The 22,049-nt window shown below is 70.3% G+C and carries 23 protein-coding genes; 20 read left to right on the forward strand and 3 right to left on the reverse strand.

The features are described 5' to 3' along the window. The first annotated feature begins 48 nt into the window (after nt 1-48). The 10 genes from rpoE (at nt 49) to recO (ending at nt 9,361) form a co-directional block, all read left to right on the forward strand. Nucleotides 49-675 (forward strand): RNA polymerase sigma factor RpoE, encoded by a 627-nt coding sequence (gene rpoE / locus ABE505_RS10285; protein WP_346444391.1) that lies wholly within the window; start codon nt 49-51, stop codon nt 673-675. Next, entirely contained in the window at nt 672-1,631 is a 960-nt protein-coding gene (locus ABE505_RS10290) for a sigma-E factor negative regulatory protein (protein WP_346444393.1), read from the forward strand. Before rpoE ends, ABE505_RS10290 begins: the two co-directional genes overlap by 4 nt. Nucleotides 1,632-1,709: 78 nt before the next feature. Beyond that, nucleotides 1,710-3,251 (forward strand): Do family serine endopeptidase, encoded by a 1,542-nt coding sequence (locus ABE505_RS10295; protein ID WP_346444395.1) that lies wholly within the window; start codon nt 1,710-1,712, stop codon nt 3,249-3,251. A 167-nt stretch (nt 3,252-3,418) separates the two neighbouring features. Further along, nucleotides 3,419-5,230 carry a translation elongation factor 4 gene (lepA, locus tag ABE505_RS10300; RefSeq protein WP_346444396.1) on the forward strand — a complete coding sequence of 604 codons (1,812 nt, stop codon included), beginning with the start codon at nt 3,419-3,421 and terminating at the stop codon, nt 5,228-5,230. A gap of 92 nt (nt 5,231-5,322) precedes the next feature. Then, complete coding sequence (gene lepB / locus ABE505_RS10305; protein ID WP_346444398.1) at nt 5,323-6,117, forward strand: signal peptidase I; 795 nt, start codon at nt 5,323-5,325, stop codon at nt 6,115-6,117. Nucleotides 6,118-6,146: 29 nt separating this feature from the next. Then, the gene (locus tag ABE505_RS10310) at nt 6,147-6,527 is read left to right on the forward strand and encodes a DUF4845 domain-containing protein (RefSeq protein WP_346444400.1); all 381 of its coding nucleotides are present in this window, start codon (nt 6,147-6,149) and stop codon (nt 6,525-6,527) included. Then, nucleotides 6,511-7,194 (forward strand): ribonuclease III, encoded by a 684-nt coding sequence (gene rnc / locus ABE505_RS10315; RefSeq protein WP_346444402.1) that lies wholly within the window; start codon nt 6,511-6,513, stop codon nt 7,192-7,194. Before ABE505_RS10310 ends, rnc begins: the two co-directional genes overlap by 17 nt. 53 nt (nt 7,195-7,247) lie before the next feature. Beyond that, a complete protein-coding gene (gene era / locus ABE505_RS10320) occupies nt 7,248-8,153 on the forward strand; it encodes a GTPase Era (protein ID WP_346444403.1) in 906 nt (301 codons plus the stop codon). Next, entirely contained in the window at nt 8,150-8,602 is a 453-nt protein-coding gene (locus tag ABE505_RS10325) for a GFA family protein (protein ID WP_346444405.1), read from the forward strand. The genes era and ABE505_RS10325 overlap by 4 nt, the downstream gene beginning before the upstream one ends. An 18-nt stretch (nt 8,603-8,620) precedes the next feature. Then, entirely contained in the window at nt 8,621-9,361 is a 741-nt protein-coding gene (gene recO / locus ABE505_RS10330) for a DNA repair protein RecO (RefSeq protein WP_346444406.1), read from the forward strand. 12 nt (nt 9,362-9,373) lie between these two features. Here recO and ABE505_RS10335 read toward each other — a convergent pair whose 3' ends face one another. Further along, nucleotides 9,374-10,108: a response regulator gene (locus ABE505_RS10335; RefSeq protein ID WP_346444408.1), complete on the reverse strand. Its 735-nt coding sequence runs from the start codon at nt 10,106-10,108 to the stop codon at nt 9,374-9,376. A 34-nt stretch (nt 10,109-10,142) separates the two neighbouring features. Here ABE505_RS10335 and ABE505_RS10340 point away from each other — a divergent pair, with 34 nt between their 5' ends. The 10 genes from ABE505_RS10340 to ABE505_RS10385 all read left to right on the forward strand — a co-directional run bounded on the left by ABE505_RS10340 (nt 10,143) and on the right by ABE505_RS10385 (nt 18,963). Then, nucleotides 10,143-12,179, forward strand: coding sequence for a hypothetical protein (locus ABE505_RS10340; protein WP_346444410.1), 2,037 nt, complete (start codon nt 10,143-10,145; stop codon nt 12,177-12,179). 35 nt (nt 12,180-12,214) lie between these two features. Continuing rightward, a complete protein-coding gene (locus ABE505_RS10345) occupies nt 12,215-12,814 on the forward strand; it encodes a YdbL family protein (RefSeq protein WP_346444411.1) in 600 nt (199 codons plus the stop codon). Between the two features lie 496 nt (nt 12,815-13,310). Then, a complete protein-coding gene (locus tag ABE505_RS10350; RefSeq protein ID WP_346458276.1) occupies nt 13,311-13,451 on the forward strand; it encodes a hypothetical protein in 141 nt (46 codons plus the stop codon). A gap of 148 nt (nt 13,452-13,599) precedes the next feature. Further along, a complete protein-coding gene (gene rlmD / locus ABE505_RS10355; protein WP_346445808.1) occupies nt 13,600-14,940 on the forward strand; it encodes a 23S rRNA (uracil(1939)-C(5))-methyltransferase RlmD in 1,341 nt (446 codons plus the stop codon). 4 nt (nt 14,941-14,944) lie between these two features. Continuing rightward, a complete protein-coding gene (locus ABE505_RS10360; protein WP_346445809.1) occupies nt 14,945-15,448 on the forward strand; it encodes a CYTH domain-containing protein in 504 nt (167 codons plus the stop codon). 38 nt (nt 15,449-15,486) lie between these two features. Then, nucleotides 15,487-16,170, forward strand: coding sequence for a DsbA family oxidoreductase (locus tag ABE505_RS10365; RefSeq protein ID WP_346445810.1), 684 nt, complete (start codon nt 15,487-15,489; stop codon nt 16,168-16,170). 88 nt (nt 16,171-16,258) lie between these two features. Continuing rightward, complete coding sequence (gene nagZ, locus ABE505_RS10370; RefSeq protein WP_346445821.1) at nt 16,259-17,239, forward strand: beta-N-acetylhexosaminidase; 981 nt, start codon at nt 16,259-16,261, stop codon at nt 17,237-17,239. Next, nucleotides 17,236-17,796 carry a hypoxanthine-guanine phosphoribosyltransferase gene (locus ABE505_RS10375; protein WP_183426326.1) on the forward strand — a complete coding sequence of 187 codons (561 nt, stop codon included), beginning with the start codon at nt 17,236-17,238 and terminating at the stop codon, nt 17,794-17,796. The genes nagZ and ABE505_RS10375 overlap by 4 nt, the downstream gene beginning before the upstream one ends. 111 nt (nt 17,797-17,907) lie before the next feature. Continuing rightward, entirely contained in the window at nt 17,908-18,663 is a 756-nt protein-coding gene (locus ABE505_RS10380; RefSeq protein WP_346445812.1) for an S-methyl-5'-thioinosine phosphorylase, read from the forward strand. Between the two features lie 93 nt (nt 18,664-18,756). Further along, the gene (locus ABE505_RS10385) at nt 18,757-18,963 is read left to right on the forward strand and encodes a cold-shock protein (RefSeq protein ID WP_241946029.1); all 207 of its coding nucleotides are present in this window, start codon (nt 18,757-18,759) and stop codon (nt 18,961-18,963) included. A gap of 261 nt (nt 18,964-19,224) precedes the next feature. Here the strand turns inward: ABE505_RS10385 and dld are convergent, their stop codons facing one another. Beyond that, nucleotides 19,225-20,901, reverse strand: a complete 1,677-nt coding sequence (gene dld / locus ABE505_RS10390) for a D-lactate dehydrogenase (protein WP_346445814.1) — start codon at nt 20,899-20,901, stop codon at nt 19,225-19,227. Further along, complete coding sequence (gene lldD, locus ABE505_RS10395) at nt 20,898-22,040, reverse strand: FMN-dependent L-lactate dehydrogenase LldD (protein WP_346445816.1); 1,143 nt, start codon at nt 22,038-22,040, stop codon at nt 20,898-20,900. The genes dld and lldD overlap by 4 nt, the downstream gene beginning before the upstream one ends. Nucleotides 22,041-22,049: the final 9 nt, after the last annotated feature.

Genomic DNA, 22,049 nt, shown 5'->3' on the forward strand with positions numbered 1-22,049 from the left:
CCTGTCTCATTGCCCGTGCCAGGCCGGGCCCCGAAGGAGGTCCGGCTGATGGCCGAACAACGCGACAGCCCGGAGTACGGAAATCTGGACGAGGAACTGGTCAAGCGGGTACAGCGCGGCGACACCGCGGCGTTCGACCTGTTGGTGCGCAAGTACCAGCACCGCATCGCCGCGCTGATCGGGCGTTACGTGGCCGACTGGAGCGAATGCCAGGACGTCGCCCAGGAGACCTTCATCCGCGCCTACCGCGCGATCGCCAGCTTCCGTGGCGATGCGCAGTTCTACACCTGGCTGCACCGCATCGCCGTCAACACCGCCAAGAACCATCTGGTCGCGCACAACCGGCGGCCGCCGACCGACGATGTGGACGTCGATGACGCCGAGCATTTCGATTCGGCGATCCGTCTGCGCGACGGCGATACGCCGGAACGTGAACTGATGCGTCAGCAACTGGAACAAACGGTGGTGCGCGCGGTCGAAGCCTTGCCCGAGGAACTGCGCGTCGCGATCAACCTGCGTGAGGTCGATGGCCTGAGCTACGAAGAGATCGCCGAACGCATGGGGTGCCCGATCGGCACGGTGCGTTCGCGGATCTTCCGGGCGCGCGATGCGATCGATCGCGAACTCAGGCCCCTGATGGACAACGAGAGACAAGTGGAGCGCGTGACCCGATGAGCCCTTCCGACGACATCGATGCCCTGCAGCTCGGTCCCGATCCGGACAAGCTCGAGCTGTACCACCGCCAGCAGCTGTCGGCCATGCTCGACGACGCGCTGCCCCAGGACCAGGCGCGCTTCCTGCGCCGCCGGCTGCAGCACGACGCCGAGCTGTCGGCGTGCTTCGAGCGCTGGCAGGTCTGTGGCGACGTGCTGCGCGGCCGCCACGTCTCGCTGCTGCCGCCCGATTTCGCCGATCGCGTCGCCCGTGGCATTGCCAACGACGGCGTCACCGTCGCGCCGGCCTCGGCCGGGCGCCGTCCGCGCCTGCTGCGCTGGGGCGGGGGCGGCGCTGCGCTGGCGGCTTCGGTCGCGCTGGCCGCCTTGTTCGTCGGCCGCCCGGGTGGCGTGCCGGGCGCGGAAGACAAGGTCGCACTGCCGGCCGCGCAGGTCGCCGCGACCAGCGAGCCGCTGGCCACCGATGCCGCGGCCGATGCGTCGGCGTTTGCGCATGAACCCGCAGCGCCGGTCCAGGTGGCTGCGGCCGCAGGTGCGGCGGCGATCGCGATCGCCGAAGTCCCCCGGCGCAGCCGCGCCGACCGCACGGTCGCGCCCCCGGCGGCGCGCCGCACGCGCGATGCGGCACCGGTACAGGTGGCCGCTGCGGCGACGCCTCTGGAGGTCGCCCCCGATGCCCTGGCCCCAGCGCCGGCCGCCGCCTCGCAGGTCGAGGCGGCATTCGCGGCCGCCGCGACCAACGCCGGGCTGCCGGCTGCGCCTTCGGTCGCGCGGCCCTGGCCGAAGGCGAGCGACCTGGCGCCGGATGCCCGCTTCTCGGTGCGCTACGGCGGCGGCTTCGATGCGCCCTCCTGGGCACGCAGCGACGCGCCGGCCAGCGACGTGCTGCCGAGTTTCCCGGTCGAGCCCGGCGACGCACGCCAGGTCCCTGATCAGGCGTCCGCCGCGCAGCCCTGAGCATCGCGCCGCAGCCGTTCCGGCATGTCGCCGCCCAGCGGCGACCGATCCCTCTGTCTTGAACTTCCGGACTCCCCCATGACCTCGATGAAGAAATCCTTGCTGGCCGTGTCCCTGGTCGCGGTGCTGTCGGCGGCGACCACGGCGTTGGTGCTGCCCAATGCGACCGCGCAGTCGAGCGCCGCCCCGTCGGCGGCCGATACCGCCAACACCGTCTCCGCCACGCCCCAGGCGCCGCTGGTCAGCGGGCTGCCGGACTTCACCCGGCTGGTCGAGCGCGTCGGTCCGGCCGTAGTCAGCATCGAATCGACCGCCGGCACCCGCCAGACGCGCGGGCAGCAGATGCCCGACGACGCGCAGATCCCGGAAATCTTCCGACGTTTCTTCGGTCCTGGTTTCGACTTCCCGGGCGGGCCGGGTGGCCCCGGGCAGAGCATGCCGCGTGCCTCGATGGGCACCGGATTTCTGATCTCGTCCGACGGCTATCTGCTGACCAACCATCACGTCATCGAGGGCGCCGACGAGGTCAAGGTGCGGCTGTCGGACCGGCGCGAGTTTCAGGCCGAAGTCGTCGGTAGCGATCCCGAATCCGACGTCGCCGTGCTCAAGATCAATGCCAGCGGTCTGCCGATGCTGCGCATGGGCAACGCCGCGGCGGTCAAGCCCGGGCAGTGGGCGGTCGCGATCGGCTCGCCGTTCGGCTTCGAGCAGTCGGTGACGGCCGGCATCATCAGTGCCGTGCAGCGCTCCAATCCCTACGCCAACCAGCAGTACGTGCCCTTCATCCAGACCGACGTGCCGATCAATCGCGGCAATTCGGGCGGCCCGCTGCTCAACGTCGCCGGCGAGGTGATCGGGATCAATTCGCAGATCTTCAGCAACTCCGGCGGCTACATGGGCGTGAGCTTCGCGATCCCGATCGACGTGGCCTCCAACGTCGCCGACCAGATCAAGCGGACCGGCAGCGTGCAGCGCGGGCAGCTCGGCGTGCAGATCGGGCTGGTCGGCGCTGACGAGGTCGCCGGCTTCAAGTTGCCCGATGCGCGCGGCGCGCTGGTGACCGTGGTCGCGCCGGGCAGTCCGGCCGAGAAGGCCGGGCTGGAGCCGGGCGACGTGATCCGCGCCGTCGACGGCACGCCGATCAACACCTTCAGCGACTTGCCGCCGCTGGTCGGCAGCAAGGCGCCTGGGACCCGGGTCAAGCTCGACGTGTTCCGTGACGGCCGCAGCCGCAATTTCGACGTGACGCTGATGCAGCTCGACGGCCAGGCGTCGGCCGGCGCGCCGCGCACCGCGCCCGAGCGCGGGACCACGCCGTCGACGCAGGGCAATCCGCTCGAACTGGCCGGTCGCGACCTCGATGCCGCGCAGCGCCGGCAGTACGGGCTATCGAACGATGAAGGCGTGCTGGTGACCGGCGTCGGCCGTGGTGCCGCGGCGACCGCGGGCATCGCCGCGGGCGATGTGATCCTGCGCGTGGGCCGGACCCCGGTCGCCAGTGCGGCCGCGCTGGACCGTGCGCTGCGCGACGTCAAGCCGGGCGATACGGTGATGCTGCTGGTGCGCGGCCGCGGTGGCGCGACCCAGTACCGCGCAGTTTCGGTGCCCGACGCGCCTTGAGCGCAGGCGCCCGCACTGCGTTCATGCAAGGCCCGCGGCCGACGCCGCGGGCCTTCGCGTCTCCGGGCGCCCAGGCGTCGCGCTGGCAGGAGGCACGGCGAGCGCGGCGGGGCGGCGGCGCTATGCGATAATCGCCCGTTATCCCGACGACGGCCCGGCCGCCGCACATGACCCACGATCCCATGCGGAACATCCGCAACTTTTCCATCATCGCCCACGTCGACCACGGCAAGTCGACCCTGGCCGACCGCATCATCCAGCTCTGCGGCGGCCTCCAGGCGCGCGAGATGGAAGCGCAGGTGCTCGACTCGAACCCGATCGAGCGCGAGCGCGGCATCACGATCAAGGCGCAGTCGGTGTCGCTGCCGTACACCGCGCGCGATGGCCAGACCTACCATCTGAACTTCATCGACACGCCCGGACACGTCGACTTCAGCTACGAGGTCAGCCGTTCGCTGGCCGCCTGCGAAGGCGCCCTGCTGGTGGTCGACGCGGCCCAGGGCGTGGAGGCGCAGTCGGTCGCCAACTGCTATACCGCGGTCGAGCAGGGGCTCGAAGTGGTGCCGGTGCTCAACAAGATCGACCTGCCCACGGCGGACATCGAGCGGGCGAAGAGCGAGATCGAGGCGGTCATCGGCATCGATGCCGCCGATGCGGTCGCGGTCAGCGCCAAGACCGGCCTGAACGTCGAGGAGGTGCTCGAGGCGATCGTGCACCGGATCCCGCCGCCGAAGCCGCGCGACACCGACAAGCTGCAGGCGCTGATCATCGATTCGTGGTTCGACAACTACCTGGGCGTGGTTTCGCTGGTGCGCGTGATGCAGGGCGAGATCAAGCCCGGTGCCAAGCTGCTGGTGATGTCGACCGGGCGCAGCCACCAGGTCGACAACGTCGGCGTGTTCACGCCCAAGCGCAAGCCGTTGCCGCAACTGCGGGCCGGTGAGGTCGGCTGGATCACCGCATCGATCAAGGACGTGCACGGCGCGCCGGTCGGCGACACCCTGACCCTGGCCGGCGATCCGGCGCCCAGCCCGCTGCCCGGCTTCCAGGAGATGCAGCCGCGCGTGTTCGCGGGCCTGTTTCCGATCGACGCCGAGGATTATCCGGCGCTGCGCGAGGCGCTCGAGAAGCTGCGCCTCAACGACGCCGCGCTGCGCTTCGAGCCCGAGAGTTCGGAGGCGATGGGCTTCGGCTTCCGCTGCGGATTCCTCGGCATGCTGCACATGGAGATCGTGCAGGAGCGGCTGGAGCGCGAGTACAACCTCGACCTGATCAGCACCGCGCCGACGGTGATCTACGAGGTGTTGCGCACGGACGGTGAGATCCTCAGCCTCGACAACCCGGCCAAGCTGCCGCCGGTCAACCAGATCGAGGAGATCCGCGAGCCGATCATCCGCGCCAACGTGCTGACCCCGCCCGACTATGTCGGCAACGTGATCACGCTGTGCGAGGAGAAGCGCGGCACGCAGATCGGTATCAGCTACCTGGGCAGCCAGGTGCAGATCAGCTACGAGCTGCCGATGGCGGAGGTCGTCCTCGATTTCTTCGACAAGCTCAAGTCGGTCAGCCGCGGCTATGCCTCGCTCGACTACCACTTCCTGCGGTTCCAGGCCGGTCCGTTCGTGCGCGTGGACACGCTGATCAACGGCGACAAGGTCGATGCGCTGTCGTTGATCGTCCATCGCCAGCACGCCGACCGCCGCGGGCGCGAGCTGACCGAGAAGATGAAGGACCTGATCCCGCGGCAGATGTTCGACGTGGCGATCCAGGCTGCGGTCGGCTCGCAGATCATCGCCCGGACCACGGTCAAGGCGATGCGCAAGAACGTGCTGGCCAAGTGCTACGGCGGCGACATCTCGCGCAAGAAGAAGCTGCTCGAGAAGCAGAAGGAAGGCAAGAAGCGCATGAAGCAGGTCGGCCGCGTCGAGATCCCGCAGGAAGCGTTCCTGGCGGTGCTCAGCAACAGCCGCGATTCGTGATCGCGTGTCGGTGAGCGGCGTGCGCAACGTGAACGCCCCGTTTTTCCGATCATCGATCGCCCATCAGGCACCACCGCTCCCGAGGAGCTCGCATGAAATGGTTTGAGACTGCATTGGTCCTCCTGACGCTGCTGACCGGCGTCATCTGGTTGCTCGACAAGCTGGTGCTGGCCAAACGGCGCGCGCGCCGCAGCGGGCTGATCGAGGAGAAGGAGCCGGTCGCGGTGGATTACGCCAAGGCCTTCTTCCCGGTCCTGTTCGTGGTGCTGATCCTGCGCAGTTTCGTCGCCGAACCCTTTCGCATCCCGTCGAGCTCGATGATGCCGACGCTGCTGATCGGCGACTTCATCCTGGTCAACAAGTTCAGTTACGGCATCCGGCTGCCGATCACCAACAAGAAGGTCATCGACATCGGCGAGCCGGCGCGTGGCGACGTGGTGGTGTTCCGTCCGCCGCAGCACCCCGACCAGGACTGGATCAAGCGGGTGATCGGCCTGCCGGGCGACACGGTCGAGTTCCGCGACAACCAGGTCTTCGTCAACGGCACCCCGTTCGGCTACCAGCGGCTGGGCACCTACGAGGGCGTGGGGCGCGGCGCGGAGATGACTGGTGCCTCGCTCTACGAAGAGACGATGCCCGGTCGCAGCCATGAGATCCTGCACATCGACGAGGCCGCGCCGTTCCACATGGGCGAGGGGCGCTACGAAGTCCCGCAGGGCCATTACTTCGTCATGGGCGACAACCGCGACCGCAGCGACGACGGCCGCTTCTGGGGTACGCTGCCCGAGACCCAACTGCGCGGCAAGGCGTTCCTGATCTGGATGAACGTCGATTCGCAGGCGCCGGGCTGGGTCGACTGGGGCCGGATCGGCAGCAGCATCCGCTGAGCCGGCGGACGCGACCTGAGGGGGACACCATGAAACGTACGCAACGCGGCATCACCTTGCTGGGCTTCGTCGTTGTGCTGGCGCTCGTCGGCTTCTTCGCCTACGTAGGCATGAAGCTGTTTCCGATGTATTCGGAGTACTACAGCGTCCGCTCCGCGCTCAAGGGCCTGGCCGCCGAGCCGGGCATCGCCAGCGCCGACACCGCGCGGATTCGCGAACTGTTCTTCCGTCGGCTGCAGATCAGCTACGCGGAGACCGTCAAGCCCCAGGACGTCACGATCACCCGCGTGCCTGAAGGCCTGCGCATGGACGTGAACTACGAGGCCCGCAAGGCATTGATCGGCAATCTCGACGTGGTCGGCCGCTTCCAGGCCACCCAGACGTTCGCAGGCGATGGCGGGCGCGGTTGACCGCCAGCAGGGCCGGTTCGCAGGGCATGTGTTCCGCGATCCGGGGTTGCTGGCGCAGGCGCTGACCCATCGCAGCGCCGGTGCGCCCCATAACGAGCGGCTCGAGTTCCTCGGCGACGCGGTGCTGGGTGCGCTGATCGCCGAGGCGCTGTTTGCGCGCTGCCCCAGTGCCGACGAAGGCACGCTGACGCGGGCACGGGCCGAACTGGTGCGCGAGTCCTCGCTCGCCGCGGTCGCGCGCGAACTCGATCTGGGATCGCGTCTGGTACTGGGCCCGGGCGAGATGAAGTCCGGTGGCCATCGTCGCGACTCGATCCTGTCCGACGCGCTCGAGGCGGTGATCGCGGCCGTCTACCTCGATGCCGGCCTGGACACCTGCCGCGCGGTGGTGCTGCCGCTGTTCGAGCGCGCGCTGGCCGCCCTGGCCAGCGGCCGGATCGCCAAGGATGCCAAGACCCGGCTGCAGGAATGGCTGCAGGCGCGGCAGCGCGCGTTGCCGGTCTACGAACTGCTGGCCGAGACGGGCGAGGAGCACGCACGGACCTTCATCGTGCGCTGCGTGCTGGGCGATGCCGACATCGCCGCCGAGGGGCAAGGCAGTTCCCGCCGAGCGGCCGAACAGCAGGCCGCCGAGGGCGTGGTCGCGCTGCTCGACGCCCGTGCCTGAGCGCGGCGGCCCGCCGCCGCCGAGCGATGCGGGTTTTTCCGTAGAATGCCGGCATGACAGATCCCCATTCCGCGTCCCATCGCGCCGGCTTCGTTGCCGTCATCGGTCGACCCAATGTCGGCAAGTCCACCCTGGTCAACGCGCTCGTGGGCGCCAAGGTCAGCATCGTCTCCAACCGGCCCCAGACCACCCGGCACCGTCTGCTGGGCATCGCGACCCTGCCCGAAGGCCAGCTGTTGCTGGTCGACACCCCGGGCATCCATCGCGAGCAGAAGCGCGCGATGAACCGGGTCATGAATCGCGCCGCGCGCGGTGCGCTCGAAGGCGTGGATGTCGCCCTGCTGGTCGTGGTGGCCGGCCGCTGGGAGGAGGAGGACACGCTGGCGTTCGATGCGCTGCGCGGTGCCGGCGTACCGGTGGTGCTGGTGGTCAACCAGATCGACCGGATGAAGGACAAGACCGCGTTGCTGCCGTACTTGCAGCAGGTCGCAGACGGACGCGAATTCGCCGGCGTGGTGCCGCTGTCGGCGCTCAAGCGCAATGGCCTGCAGCAACTGGTGTCGACCGTGCTGCCGTTGCTGCCCGAGCAGCCGCCGCTGTATGGCGAGGACGAAATCACCGACAAGAGCCAGCGCTTCCTGGCCGGTGAACTCGTGCGCGAGCAACTGATGCGCCAGCTTGGTGCCGAACTGCCGTATGCCACGACGGTCGAGATCGAGAGCTTCACGGTCGACGGCGCGATGCTGCGCATCGGCGCGGTGATCTGGGTCGAGCGCGACGGCCAGAAGGCGATCGTCATCGGCAAGGGCGGCGCGCGGCTCAAGGACATCAGCACCAAGGCGCGCCTGCAGATGGAGCGGCTGTTCGACGCCAAGGTGTTCCTGGAGACCTGGGTGCGGGTGCGCCAGGGCTGGTCCGACGACGAGGCCGCGCTGAAGGCGCTGGGCTACGGCGAATGACCGAGGCTGTGGCCGTGCACGATCAGGACGAGGCGGCGCGGCTGCAAGGCCGGTGTCTGTGCGGCGGGGTGGTGCTGAGTGTGCCTGCCGGGACGCACGAGGTGCATGCCTGCCACTGTGGGGCCTGTCGCCGTTTCCATGGCAGCCCGGCGATGCTGCTGCCGGTCGCCACGTCGTTGCGGATCGAGGCCGGTGCGTCGCTGGTGCGCAGGTTCGCATCCTCCGACTGGGCCGAACGCGCGTTCTGTGCGACCTGTGGCAGCAGCCTGTTCTTCGCGACCACCGGCGACGGCCACCATTACGTCGCCGCGGGGCTGTTCGATGCGATCCCCGATGCGCATTTCGCGCTCGAGATCTTCATCGACGCCAAGCCCGATTGGTACAGCCTGGCCGATCCGGACGAGCGGCTGACCGGCGAGGCGTTCTTCGCCCGCATCGGCGCGGGCTGAGCGCGGCGCCCGGCGCCTGTGCGCATCGACAACGAGCCCGCGTTCGTCCTGCATGCCCGACCATGGCGGGAGACGAGCCTGCTGGTCGAGGTCCTGAGCCGCGAATACGGACGCCTGGGCCTGGTGGCGCGTGGCGTCCAGGGCCCGAAGAAGCACGTACTGCGCGCGGCGCTGCAACCGCTGCAACATGTGCGGCTGGACGCGCAACTGCGCGGGGAGCTGGCGCAGTTGCGCAGCGCCGAGGCGCTCGACGCGGCGCCCCGGCTGCTCGGCGATGCGATGCTTGCCGGCTTCTACCTCAACGAGCTGGTGTTGCGGTTGGCGCCGCGCCAGGATCCGCTGCCCGAGTTGTACGAGGCCTATGCGCGCGTGCGTGGGCGTCTGGCGTTGCCGGGCGAGTTGGCCTGGAGCCTGCGCCGGTTCGAACGCGACTTGCTCGATGCGCTTGGCGTGGGTCTGCCGCTCGATACCGATGGCGATGGCCGGGCGATCGACCCCGCGGCGCGCTACCTGCTCGATCCCGAGCATGGCCCGCGCCGTCTGCATCTCGACGGCGGCGCGGCCTCGCGCAGCGCGGCGGCGACCGGGCGCGCATTGCTCGCGCTGGCCGCCGATGGTGCGGCGCCCGACAGCGCGGACCTCGCCAATCTGCGGCGCGCACTGCGCGCGGTCCTGGCGCATCACCTGGGGCCGCGGGGCCTCAAGTCCTGGGAACTTGCGTCCCAGTTCGCGCGGCGCGGAACGCCGGGCGACCGTTAGCCGCCCGCGCGCTCACGCCGCCGCGAGCGTCGCGTCGATGGCGGCGAGAAACCGATGCAGCGCCGGCTCCGACTCCGGGGCGGCGTGCAGGCTGGCGGCGGCTGCGCACAGGCGGTCGGCGCCGACGAACCCGCAGCCAGCCCGCAGCTTGTGCAGCAGGCTGCGCATGACCGCGGCATCGCCGCGTCGTGCCGCCAGCACGATCCCATCGCGGGCCTGCGGCAGTTCGCCGATGAACAGCCCGCGCAACGCATCGGCGTTGCCGACGTTGCCGCCGACCGCGGCCAGCGCGGCCCGGGTGTTCCAGACGGGGGGACGTGCGGAGGCGCTGGGTTCGAGGTCGTCGTCGGCCGGGGTCGGTCGCGGCGGTGGCGGCGGGGCGACGACCGGCGCTGCCACCAGGGTGCGGATCGCGGCGCGCCAGTTGGCGGCCGTCACCGGCTTGCTCAGCGCGAGCAGGAAGCCGGCCGCGCGCAGGGCATCGAGCGATTCGCGTTCGCGCTCGGCGGTGTGCGCCAGGGCCGGCGTGTCCAGCCCCTGGGCGCGCAGGCGGGCGAGCAGCTCGATGCCGCTGCCGTCGGGCAGGTTGGCGTCGATGAGCCAGGCATCGTGGGTGTCGTCGGCGGCCAGTGCCAGGGCATCGGCGACCGTGCCGGCCACGTCCACCTCGGCCGGCAACGCCGCCGCTGCGGCGAGCAGGAAACTGCGGCTCGTGGGGTCGTCTTCGACCAGCAGCAATCTGGGCATCGGTCGCTCCATGCGATGAAGGTATCCTGCGGCGATGCCTCGCCGCCTGCTGCCGATCCTACCGCTGTTGCTGGCCTGTGTGCCGGTCGCGCAGGCGCGGACGATGGCGGCGCGAATCGCGCATGTCGACACCCCGGTCGCGGCGATGACGCAGGTCCGGCTGGCGCTCGACTGGCCGGCCGATGCGCCCGATGGCCGGCTCCGGCTGCGCGCTGCGGACGTCGACGCCGGGGCATTGGGGTGGCGGCTGCGCGATGTCGATTGGCAGTGCCCGCTGCAACGGATCGTGAACGAGGGGCGGGTGCGCTGGCGCTGCGATGGTCCGGTCCGCGACGGCTCGGGGTCGGTGCTGCGGCTGGCGCTCGAACTCGATGCGCAGGACCTCGATGCCCGCCTGTCGGGCGAGGGGGGCACGCTGACGCTGACGCGCCGGGCGGCCACGCCCGAGCGCACGACGATCGACCTCAAGCGCGTCCCGGCGGCCTGGGCGCAGGCGCTGGTGCGCACCGCTTGGGAGGCCGCGCAATTGCGCAAGGGACGGCTGGACGGCGCACTGCAGATCGACGCGCCGGACGCGCAGCCGTTGCGCGTCGCCGGTCCCCTGGCCGTGCACGACCTTGCGCTTGAGACTGCGGACGGCGCGATCGCGACCGAGGGGGTCGCCGCCGATCTGCGGCTCGACCTGCGTCTGCCCGATGCCGGCCCCACGCTGCGGCTGGACGGCACGCTGCACGGCGGGGAATGGCTGTTCGGTGCGGCGTATCTGGCCTTGCCTGCTGCGCCGATCGGGATCGGGCTCGACCTCCAGCGCAGCGCCGATGGCGGCTGGGCACTGCCGCGCCTGGCCTGGCGCGACAGCGATGCGTTGCAACTCGGCGGCACTGCGGCACTGTCGGCCGATGGCACGTTGCAGGCCTTGTCGCTCGATGCGACGAGCCGGGACGCCCATGCGCTGCCGGCACGCTACCTCTCCGGCTGGCTCGGCCCGGCCGGCCTGTCGGGGCTGTCGCTGCAGGGCGGGTTCGAGGCGTCGTTGGAGGTGGCGGGGGGCGTCCTGCGGACGGCGGACCTGCGCCTGCGCGGCCTGGATGTCGGCGATGCGCAGGCGCGGTTCCGCTTCGACCGCATGGACGGCGCGCTCCGCTACTCCGCCACCGCGCCCGTGCACAGTACGTTCGCCTGGCGGGGTGGGGCGCTGTACGGCATGCCGTTCGATGCAGCGGCCTGGAGCCTGGAAAGCGCGGCGGGCCGTATGCGGCTGCGCGAGCCGGTCGCGCTGTCGTTCCTCGGCGGCGAGGTCGGGTTCGACGCGTTGGCGCTGCAATTGCCAGGGCATGCGCAGAGCGATGGCGACGGCCTGCGGATGCGTACCGCGCTGCGGCTCGACGGTCTGGATATCGGTCGACTGGCGCAGGCGCTGGCCTGGCCCGCGTTCGAAGGCCGCCTGAGCGGTCGCATTCCGACAGTGCGCTATGCGGACAACCGGATCGACTTCGACGGCGGATTGGCGATGCAGCTCTTCGACGGACGCGTCGATGTGTCGTCGCTGTCGATCGAGCGCCCGTTCGGCGTCGCGCCGACGGTCACCAGCGACCTGGCGCTGCAGGGGCTGGACCTGCAGGCGCTGACCGGCGTGTTCGGCTTCGGCAGCATCGAGGGGCGGCTGCACGGACGGATCGATGGGTTGCGCCTGGTCGATTGGGGCGCGACCGCGTTCGATGCCGAACTGCATACCGAACGCACGCCTGGCGTGCGCCAGCGCATCAGCCAGCGCGCGGTGCAGGACATCTCCAGTGTCGGCGATGCGTCGTTCGTCACCAGCCTGCAGGGCAGGGCGATCGCGCTGTTCGACGACTTCGGCTATCGCGGCATCGGCATCTCCTGCCGGCTGCGCAACCAGGTGTGCCGAATGGGGGGTCTGCATTCAGCGGGCAACGCCTTTACTATCGTCGACGGCGCGGGCCTGCCGCGGCTGGACGTCGTCGGCTACAACCGCGACGTCGACTGGCCGACGCTGGTCGAGCGTCTGGCTGCCGCCGCTGGCGGCGATGTGGCCCCGGTCATCGACTGAGCGCCACGCCCCGTATCGATACAGGAGAACACCCGATGGCGCGTTGGATGGGACTGCCGGCCGTGGCCGCGCTCGCACTTACCGCATGCGTGACGATCAACGTCTATTTTCCCGCCGCCGAGGCCAAGGAAGCGGCGCGCGAGTTCGTCGAGAACGTGATCGGCGACACGCCGGCCGCACAGCCGCCTGCGCCGTCGACGACGCCCGGTGGCGGCATGGCCCAGCGCGGCATGCGCTTCGATCCTTGGATGCTGCTGGGCATCGGTACCGCCCAGGCCCAGACCCCGGACGTCACGATCCGCACGCCGGCGATCCAGGCAATCCAGTCGCGCATGGAGCAGCGTTTCAACGGCACGCTGCGGCCGCACTTCGATTCGGGCGCGCTCGGCTTCGGCAGCAATGGCCTGATCGTGGTCCGCGATGCCTCGCAGTTGCCGATCAAGGACCGGGTCGCGGTCAACACCGCGGTCGCCGACGACAACCGCGACCGCCAGGCGGTGTACCGCGAGATCGCGGTCGCCAATGGTCATCCCGAATGGGAGTCGCAGATCCGCGATGTGTTCGCGCGCCAGTGGATCCAGAGCGCGCGTCCGGGCTGGTGGTATCAGCAGGGCGGGAGCTGGACGCAGAAGTAGGGTCTTTGTCGAGTACGGGAATGGGCTTCACTTCGGATGGGCAGCGGCCTGCCGGCCGGAAGCCGCTTTTCCCTCGGCAGGGCCGCTTCGCGGTCCGGCCACGCGAAGCACGCGTGGCGTTCGCATGGATGCGCGGCAGTGCCGCGCACGCCATCCATGCTCACCCTGCCTGACTCGGGCGCGCGCCCGCTCCGCTTCGCGGATCGGTCCTGCCCGGCGCAGCGCGCCGGGCGTTTGCCCGCTCGCGCGGCATGCCGCGCAGGCAGAGCGGGCTCACCCATGGCGCGCTCGACGCGGCCACCGACCGCCAGTCCGCTGCTGCGGACGTCAGCAACCCGACTTCGGGTGGAGTCGAGGTCGCCCGCTGGAACGGGCATCGCGCCGGCCGGGGAGTGCTACTCGGCTCGGCAGCCCGCTCCGCGGTCCGGCCCGGCGAAGCACGCCGTGCGTTCGTGCAGGCTGCGCGACATGCCGCGCGAGCAGCCCACACTCACCCATGGCCGACTCGCCGCCGCGGGCCATCCATGGCCCGCTCTCCGCACCCCCCAGCCGCCACAACGCGCTGCGGCTCGAAGTTCGCGGCTTCTTCGAACGCGCGATTCTCGATCAAAACCGGGGTCAGAGTGCAATTTCGTGAAGCGAAATTGCACTCTGACCCCGGTTTACCGCAGCTTTCCCGGAGGCGGCGCGGGCTTGCCCATGACGTGCTTGACGCGGGCACCCGGTCCGATGTCGCGTTAGGTTCTGCGACAATACGCGGCCTTTCCGCCCGCAGCCTTCGCCACGTGGCCCGCAAACGCCTCGATCAGACTCCCTTCCAGGTCGACATCCTCGACCTGACCCACGATGGCCGCGGCGTCGCGCGGTTGCCCGACGGCAAGGCCGTGTTCGTCGCCGGGGCGCTGCCGGGCGAGCAGGTCGTCGCCCAGCGCACCGCCCGCTCGCGCAGCTTCGACGAGGCGGTGACGCTCGAGGTGCTGCGTGCGTCCGAGCACCGGGTCGCACCACGCTGTGCGCATTTCGGCGTCTGCGGTGGCTGCGTGTTGCAGCATCTGGATGCCGACCAGCAGATCCAGGCCAAGCAGCGCGTGCTGCGCGAGAACTTCGAGCGCATCGGTCACGTCACGCCGCAGCGCTGGATGGCGCCGCTGGTCGACCGCGCCTGGGGCTACCGCCGCAAGGGCCGCTTCTCGGTGCGGCGCGTGGAGAAGAAGGACAAGACGCTGGTGGGCTTTCGCGAGCGCGATCCACGCTTCGTCGCCGACCTGCACGAATGCCACACGGTGATCCCGCCGATCGGCGCGGCGATCCCGGCGCTGTGCGCGCTGGTCGATGGCCTGGACGCCCGCGCCGATATTCCGCAGATCGAGTTCATTGCCGGCGACCCGACCCCCGAGTTCGACGGCGTGGCGCTGGTGTTCCGGCACCTGCAGCCGTTGGGCGAGCGCGATCTCGCGGCGCTGACCACGTTCGGCCAGCAGCAGCGGATGGCGATCTTCCTGCAGCCGGGCGGCAACGACAGCGTGCACCCGCTGTGGCCGCAGGCGCCGGCGCTGTCGTTCCGGCTCGAGGCCTGGGATGTGGAGCTGAAGTTCCGGCCGCTGGATTTCATTCAGGTCAACGCCGGCCTCAACGGCACGATGATCGCGCGCACGCTCGACCTGCTCGACGTGCAGCCCGACGACCGCGTGCTCGACCTGTTCTGCGGCCTGGGCAACTTCACGCTGCCGCTGGCGCGCCGCGTGCGCGAGGTTGTCGGTGTGGAGGGCGAGGCCGGGCTGGTCGCGCGTGCGCGGGAGAATGCCGCGCACAACGGCCTGGACAATGCGCAGTTCCATGCCGCCGACCTGACCCAGGACCAGCGCGGTGCGCCCTGGATGCGCCAGGGCTTCGACAAACTGCTGCTCGACCCGCCGCGCTCGGGCGCGATCGATGTGTTGCGCCAACTGCCACTCGAACGGTTCGCCCGCATCGTCTACGTCAGCTGCCACCCCGCGTCGCTGGCGCGCGATGCCGGCTACTTGGTGAACGAGCGCGGCTGGCGGCTGGTCGACGCCGGCGTGATGGACATGTTCCCGCAGACCGCGCACGTGGAGTCGATCGCGGTGTTCGAGAGGAAGAAGTAGCGCCATGGCGATCGAGATCGAACGCAAGTTCCTGCTGACGTCCGAGGCGTGGCGCGATGCGGCGCATGCGGTGGTGCCGATGGCGCAGGGCTATCTCAACGACATGGCTGCGCTCGACAGCGGCGCGCAGAAGGCCTCGGTGCGCGTGCGCATCGAGGGCGAAGCGGCGTTCGTGAACATCAAGTCGCGCGCGCTCGGCCATACCCGGCAGGAGTTCGAGTTGCCGCTGCCGATCGCCGATGCGCACGCGCTGCTGACGCTGTGCGTCGGCGGCCGGGTCGAAAAACGCCGGCATCTGGTGCACCACGGCGACCATCTGTGGGAGGTCGATGAGTTTCTCGGCGATAACGCCGGGCTGGTCGTGGCCGAGATCGAGCTGGACCACGCCGACGAGGCCTTCGCGCGCCCCGGCTGGCTGGGCGAGGAGGTCACCGACCACAAGCGCTACTACAACCTGGCACTCGCCGCGTATCCGTTCTCCCGCTGGGACGCTGCGGAACGGGGCTGAGGCGAGCGCAGCGCCAGCAACCGGCGCATGATGCACACATGAGAATCGACATCTGGTCCGACGTGGTCTGTCCCTGGTGCTGGATCGGCAAGCGCCGATTGCAGCGCGCCATCGCGCTGCTGGGCGAGGATGCGCCGGCGATCGACATCCATTGGCATCCCTTTCTGCTCGACCCCGACGCGGATGCCACGCCGGTGCCGCTGCGCGAGGCCTATGCCCGCAAGTTCGGCGGCGCCGAGCGCACCGCGCAGCTGCTGGCGCAGACCCAGGCCACTGCCCGCGCCGAGGGCCTGCCGTTCGACTTCGACCGCGGCCAGGTCCGCGTGACCACGTTGCCGGCGCACCGGCTGCTGGCGCTGGCTGCGCGTGAGGGCGACGCCGACGCGGTTGGCGAGGCGCTGTTCCATGCGCACTTCGCGCAAGGCCGCAATCTGGCCGATGTCGAGGTGCTGGTGGAGGCGGGCGCAGCGGGTGGGCTCGACGCGGCGCGCGTGCGGGCGCTGCTGGCCAGCGATGAAGGCGAGGCGGAGGTGCAGGCGCAGATTGCGCAGGCGCAGGCGATCGGTATCCGCGCCGTGCCGACCTTCATCATCGACGGGCGGCTGGCGGTGCAGGGCGCGCAGCCGCCCGAGCAACTGGCCCAGACCTTGCGCCAGGCGCTGGCCGCCGCAGCACCTGCGTCGGCAACCGGTGCCGCTTGCGGCCCGGACGGCTGCGCCTGAACACCGGGCTGCGCACGCTCGGCGCGATGCGTGCATCTGCGACAATGCCCGTCTGCGCCGCCCGGCGCGCTCGATGGAGATGTCCGCAATGCTCGTGATCGGCGTGGCCGGCACCGAACTCACCGCGCAGGAGCGCGACTGGCTGCAGCACGATGCCTGCGCCGGTGTGATCCTGTTCAAGCGTAACGTCGCCTCGCGCGCGCAGATCGCCGAACTGGCCGCCGCGATCCGCGAGGCCGCGCCGCGCCCGCAGTTGGTCTGCGTCGACCAGGAAGGCGGCCGCGTACAGCGCTTCGTGGACGGCTACACGGCGCTGCCGCCGCTGGCCGGCTTCGGCGTGCAGTACTTGAGCGATCCCGATGCGGCGCTCGCCCAGGCGCGCGCGCATGCGCGACGCATGGCCGAGGAGGTGCACGGCAGCGGCGTCGACTTGAGTTTCGCGCCGGTGGTCGATGTCGGCCACGGCAACCTCGCGATTGGCGACCGGGCGTTCTCGGACGATCCGCAGATCGTCGCTGCGCTCACGCGCGCCTACGTCGAAGGGATGCACGAGGCGGGCATGGCGGCCACGCTCAAGCATTTCCCCGGCCACGGCTCGGTCCGCGAGGACACGCATTTCGATCAGGCGGTGGATCGCCGCAGCCTCGAGGAGATCCGCGCGCACGACCTGGTGCCGTTCGTCGCCGGCATCGACGCCGGTGCCGATGCCGTGATGCTCGCGCACGTGACCTATCCGCAGGTCGCGCCGGAGCCGGCGGGGTACTCGCCGCGCTGGATCGAGACCATCCTGCGCGGTGAGCTGGGCTTTCGCGGCGTCGTGTTCTCCGACGACATCGGCATGGCCGCCGCATTCTCGGCCGGCGGCATCAAGGCGCGCGTCGATGCGCACCTCGATGCCGGCTGCGACGTGGTGCTGGTCTGTCATCCCGAACTCGTCGCCGAATCGCTCGCCGCCGTCGAAGGCCGCGCCCTCAACACCATGGCGTTGACCGGCCTGATCGGTCGCGGCCCCCTCGGTTGGGACGGCGCATTCGCCGCGACCGCCACGCGCAACGGAGACATCGCATGAACATCCCCCGGCTCGACGACGTGCTCGATAGCGCGGACCTGCTGTTTGATCGCGATGTGCTCGACGAGGCGATCGAGGCGATGGCCGACGGCATCGCCGACGACTACGGCGACGACGAGGTGCCGCCGCTGTTCATCACGGTGATGCACGGCGGCATGCCATTTGCCGCGCAACTGGCGTTCGCGCTGGGCGAGCGCGAACTGGACCTGCAGTTCGACTATCTGCACGCCACCCGCTACCGCGGCGCGACCACCGGCTCGGGCCTGGCCTGGCTGCACCGTCCGGCCACACCGCTGCAGGGCCGGCGCGTGCTGCTGGTCGACGACATTCTCGACGAAGGCCACACGCTCAAGGCCGTGCGGCACTGGTGCGAGGACCAGGGCGCGAGCGAGGTCCGGGTCGCGGTGCTCGCGGTCAAGGTGCACGACCGCTGCGTCGAGGGCGTGGAAGCCGACTACGTGGGCGTCGAGGTGCCCGACCGCTACGTGTTCGGCTACGGCATGGATTTCCACGAGCAGGGACGCAACCTGCCGGGGATCTACGCGCTGGCCGACTGAACACGTCGGACCGGCGCGGCCGGGTCCGCACGCCTGTGCGGTAGCGGGACGACGGCGGCCAGGCGCTATCATCCCGGTCCCGCGTCGCCCGGCGCCTGACGAGACTTCGCGATGACCGCATCCATCGACCTGGCCGTGATCGGCGGTACCGGGCTGTACGCACTGGCCGAGCTGCAGGATGTCGAGGCGCACCAGCCGGTGACGCGCTATGGCGGCCTGTCGGGCCCTGTGCGGATCGGCACGCTCGACGGCCGCCGCGTGGCATTCCTGGCGCGCCACGGCGAGGGCCATTCGCTGCCGCCGCACCGGATCAACTACCGCGCCAATCTCGCCGCGCTGCAGGCGCTCGGCGCCTCGCGGGTGCTCGCGCTCAACACCGTGGGCGGCATCACCGACCGTTTCGGCCCGTGCGTACTGGCCTGCCCCGATCAGTTGATCGACTACACCTGGGGCCGGGTGTCGACGTACTGCGAGGAGGAGGGCAGCGAGGTGCTGCACGTCGATTTCGGCGATCCCTATACGCCTGCGCTGCGGCGGGCGGTCGTCGATGCGGCCGGGCGCGCCGGCGTGGCGCTGGTCGACGGCGGCTGCTATGGCGCGACCCAGGGCCCGCGACTGGAGACCCGGGCCGAGATCGCGCGCATGCGCCGCGATGGCTGCGACCTGGTCGGCATGACCGGCATGCCCGAGGCGGGCCTGGCACGGGAGCTCGGTCTGGATTACGCGTGCCTGGCCATCGTCGCCAACTGGGCGGCCGGGGCCGGCCCCCAGGTCGATGAGGTCATCACCTTCGAGGACGTGCTCGCCAACGTCACCGCGGCGTCGTCCGGCATTCCGGCCCTGCTGCGGGCGCTGCTCGCGGCCTGATTGCCACGGCGGTAGCTTGCTTTGCATACTCGGGCCGCCGGTCGCTCCTTGCAGGCGGGCCGGTATCACGTATCCAGACGAGGTCAGACGTTCATGCAATACGGCACAGTGAAGTGGTTCAACGATGCGAAGGGATTCGGGTTCATTGCGCCCGAGGACGGCAGTGCGGACGTATTCGTCCATTTCTCGGCGATCAACTCGAGTGGTTTCCGCTCGCTGCAGGAGGGGCAGCGGGTGAGCTACGAGGTGACGCAGGGACCGAAGGGGGCGCAGGCCTCGGGTGTGGCGCCGGTCGCCTGACCGCGCGCGCAGCCACAAGAAAGCCCCGCGTGAGCGGGGCTTTCTTGTGGTTCTTCACCCAGATGCGGGAACGGGCGTTCCACTTTGGATGGGCAGGGACGTGCCAGCCAGGAGCCGGTCGTCCGTCGTGGGCGCCTGCCGGGTACCGCGCCCAGTCGCGGCCCGATTCCGCTGGGTGGTCGCGGCACTCGGCAGGCGCTGGACACTGTGCGATGGCGGGCCGATAAGCGCGCGCGATCATCGCGGACAGTCGCCGTCGCGCTAGTGCGCACCTTTTGGGGTGTGGCCGATGCCTGGGTTGAAGCTGTTGGTCGGGTCGAGCGCGCGATAGAACGCGGCCAGCGCCGGCTTGGCGGTGTAGAGATGGCCGACATTGTGCTCGGCCGGGTACTCGGCGCCACGTGCGTCGAGCAGGGCCCACATCGCATGCTCGATCGCCAGAGGGTCGTGGCCGGCCTTGACGATGTAGTCCTGGTGAAAGACGTGGCACAGGAAGTGTCCGTGGCACAGCCTGCCGGCGAGCGCGGATGCGATCGACGGCGGCAACGTCTCGACCCAGTCGCGATCGTTGCGGCGCAGCGCGATGTCGAGCGCGACGATGTCGGCGACCTGGCGCCGGTGCACCTCGCGGTAGCGGACCGCCGCGCCGGCGATGGCGAAGCGATGCAGGAAGGCCTTGCGGCCCTCGTCGGCGGTGCAGCGGAACCAGCTGCCCGATGTGGCTGCGGCGAAATGGCGATCCAGAAACGCCCCGGTCGCGGCCGCCTGCGGGGTGCCGACCTTGAGCAACAGATGGTGCGCATAGCGCTCGCGGAAGTCGCGCAACCGGCGCGGCAGGTGGTCGGGTAACAGCGAGACGAGCGCCTGCAGCGCCCGGTCGCTCGCGCCGCGCAGGCCGATACGCTCAAGCACGCCGTCGATCCGGCTCTTGAGCGCGAACGCTGCCGGGACCTTGTCGGTGCCGAAGCGGTCGATCAGCAGGAACACGTCCTTGCCGTACTGAGCGCCGATGTCGAACGCGTCGCGGTGCACGTACTCGCCGGCGATCGGCAAGTCGTCGGATGCGCGCAACAGGTGACGGCGGATCGCGGTGAGGTCGTCGGGCTCGTTGCTGCCGATGTAGAGCACGGTCGCCGGCGCGCGCGGGAAGGTGTCGAGCCGCACCGCGAACACCGCCAGCCGGCCTGCCGAACCGGAGGCCTCGTGCAGTCGCGAGGGGTCGGCGTTGTAGCGTGCCGGCGTGGGCGCATCGACGTCGCGCACGTCCTGCGCGTAGCGGCGGTCCGAGGCGACGCGATCGGGCGGGTCGCGGACATCGCGGGTGCGGTAGTCGCCGGCCTCCAATCGCGCGAGCATCATCTCGGGGTCGTCGCCCAGTTCGATGCCCAGGTGGTTCACCAACCGCAGCGTACCGTCGGCGTCGCGCTGCGCAAACAGCGCCAGCTCGGTGTAGGCCGGACCGCGGCGCACCAGCGCGCCGCCGGAGTTGTTGCACACGCCGCCGAGCACTGAGGCGCCGATGCACGACGCACCGATCACCGAATGCGGCTCGCGATCCAACGGCGCGAGGGCTTTTTCCAGCCGGTCGAGCGTTGCCCCCGGCAGGCACACCACTTGCCGGCCGCCGTCGAGCAACTGGATGCCCAGCAGCCGCCGCGTGCTGACCAGTACGATGCCGCGGTCATAACCGTTGCCGTCAGGCGTCGACCCACCGGTCAGGCCGGTGTTGGCCGCCTGCATCAGCACGATCGCGCCAGCGTCGAGCACCGCCTGCAGCACCTGCCACAGCGCCACCAGACTGCCCGGACGGACGACCGCGAGCACCGGCCCGTCGCCGGAGCGATACCCCTTGCGGTAGCGCCGTGTCGCACGCATGCCGGTCAGCACATGACGGCGGCCGACGATACCGCGTAGCCGCTCGACCAGCCCCGGTGTCATCGCGGTGGCGCAACCAGGGTATCGCCGCCGATGTCGGCGACGGTGCGCGCGCCGGTCAGCGTCATCGCCACGCGCATTTCCTGTTGCAGCAGGTCGAGCAGGTGTGCCACCCCCGCCTGGCCGGCCGCGGCCAGCGCATAGACGAACGCACGGCCCAGCAGCACCGCATCGGCGCCCAGCGCCAGCATCCGCACGATGTCCAGCCCGCTGCGCACGCCCGAATCGGCGAGGATCTTCAGCGACCCGCCGACGGCGTCTGCGATCGCGGGCAGCGCATGCGCGGTCGACAATACGCCGTCGAGCTGACGCCCGCCGTGGTTGGAGACGACGATGCCGTCGGCGCCGAAGCGCACCGCATCGCGGGCATCGTCCGGGTCGAGGATGCCTTTGATGACCATCGGTCCGCGCCAGAATGCGCGGATCCATTCCAGATCCTTCCACGCAATCGACGGGTCGAAGTTCGCGCCCAGCCAGCCGATGTAGTCGGCCAGTCCGGTCACAGCGCCGCGGTAGGCGGAGATGTTGCCCAGATCGTGCGGGCGCCCGCGCAGACCCACGTCCCAGGCCCAGCGCGGATGCGTGGCTGCCTGCCACAGGCGGCGCAGCGCGGCGTTGGGGCCGCTCATACCCGAGTGCGCGTCGCGGTAGCGCGCGCCGGGCGTGGGCATGTCGACCGTGAACACCAGCGTGCTGCAGCCGGCGGCCTGTGCGCGTTCGAGCGCGGCGCGCATGAAGCCGCGGTCGCGCAGCACGTACAACTGGAACCACATCGGCCGGTCGATCGCGGGTGCGACTTCCTCGATCGCGCAGACCGACACCGTCGACAGCGTGAACGGGATGCCGCGCGAAGCCGCCGCGCGGGCCGCCTGGACCTCGCCGCGGCGCGCATACATGCCGCTCAGCCCGACCGGCGCGAGCGCCGCGGGGAAGGCCAGGCGCTCGCCGAACAGTTCGGTCGACAGGTCCAGGTCGGCGACATCGCGCAGCACCCGCTGGCGCAGGGCGATGCCCTCCAGGTCGGCGACGTTGCGACGCAGGGTCTGTTCTGCGTACGCGCCGCCGTCGATGTAGTGGAACAGGAACGGCGGCAGCCGCCGCTGGGCGGCGGCGCGGTAGTCGGTCGAGGCGGCGATGATCATGGCGCTCGC

The organism is Luteimonas sp. TWI382 (genome assembly GCF_039674545.1).
GTDB lineage: Bacteria > Pseudomonadota > Gammaproteobacteria > Xanthomonadales > Xanthomonadaceae > Luteimonas.

Bases quoted from the DNA above. Each gene is read 5' to 3' on its own strand.
- rpoE (WP_346444391.1), top strand. From the start codon at position 49: ATGGCCGAACAACGCGACAGCCCGGAGTACGGAAATCTGGACGAGGAA.
- ABE505_RS10290 (WP_346444393.1), top strand. From the start codon at position 672: ATGAGCCCTTCCGACGACATCGATGCCCTGCAGCTCGGTCCCGATCCG.
- ABE505_RS10295 (WP_346444395.1), top strand. From the start codon at position 1,710: ATGACCTCGATGAAGAAATCCTTGCTGGCCGTGTCCCTGGTCGCGGTG.
- lepA (WP_346444396.1), top strand. From the start codon at position 3,419: ATGACCCACGATCCCATGCGGAACATCCGCAACTTTTCCATCATCGCC.
- lepB (WP_346444398.1), top strand. From the start codon at position 5,323: ATGAAATGGTTTGAGACTGCATTGGTCCTCCTGACGCTGCTGACCGGC.
- ABE505_RS10310 (WP_346444400.1), top strand. From the start codon at position 6,147: ATGAAACGTACGCAACGCGGCATCACCTTGCTGGGCTTCGTCGTTGTG.
- rnc (WP_346444402.1), top strand. From the start codon at position 6,511: ATGGCGGGCGCGGTTGACCGCCAGCAGGGCCGGTTCGCAGGGCATGTG.
- era (WP_346444403.1), top strand. From the start codon at position 7,248: ATGACAGATCCCCATTCCGCGTCCCATCGCGCCGGCTTCGTTGCCGTC.
- ABE505_RS10325 (WP_346444405.1), top strand. From the start codon at position 8,150: ATGACCGAGGCTGTGGCCGTGCACGATCAGGACGAGGCGGCGCGGCTG.
- ABE505_RS10335 (WP_346444408.1), bottom strand. From the start codon at position 10,108: ATGCCCAGATTGCTGCTGGTCGAAGACGACCCCACGAGCCGCAGTTTC.
- ABE505_RS10340 (WP_346444410.1), top strand. From the start codon at position 10,143: ATGCCTCGCCGCCTGCTGCCGATCCTACCGCTGTTGCTGGCCTGTGTG.
- ABE505_RS10345 (WP_346444411.1), top strand. From the start codon at position 12,215: ATGGCGCGTTGGATGGGACTGCCGGCCGTGGCCGCGCTCGCACTTACC.
- ABE505_RS10350 (WP_346458276.1), top strand. From the start codon at position 13,311: ATGGCCGACTCGCCGCCGCGGGCCATCCATGGCCCGCTCTCCGCACCC.
- ABE505_RS10360 (WP_346445809.1), top strand. From the start codon at position 14,945: ATGGCGATCGAGATCGAACGCAAGTTCCTGCTGACGTCCGAGGCGTGG.
- ABE505_RS10365 (WP_346445810.1), top strand. From the start codon at position 15,487: ATGAGAATCGACATCTGGTCCGACGTGGTCTGTCCCTGGTGCTGGATC.
- nagZ (WP_346445821.1), top strand. From the start codon at position 16,259: ATGCTCGTGATCGGCGTGGCCGGCACCGAACTCACCGCGCAGGAGCGC.
- ABE505_RS10375 (WP_183426326.1), top strand. From the start codon at position 17,236: ATGAACATCCCCCGGCTCGACGACGTGCTCGATAGCGCGGACCTGCTG.
- ABE505_RS10380 (WP_346445812.1), top strand. From the start codon at position 17,908: ATGACCGCATCCATCGACCTGGCCGTGATCGGCGGTACCGGGCTGTAC.
- ABE505_RS10385 (WP_241946029.1), top strand. From the start codon at position 18,757: ATGCAATACGGCACAGTGAAGTGGTTCAACGATGCGAAGGGATTCGGG.
- dld (WP_346445814.1), bottom strand. From the start codon at position 20,901: ATGACACCGGGGCTGGTCGAGCGGCTACGCGGTATCGTCGGCCGCCGT.
- lldD (WP_346445816.1), bottom strand. From the start codon at position 22,040: ATGATCATCGCCGCCTCGACCGACTACCGCGCCGCCGCCCAGCGGCGG.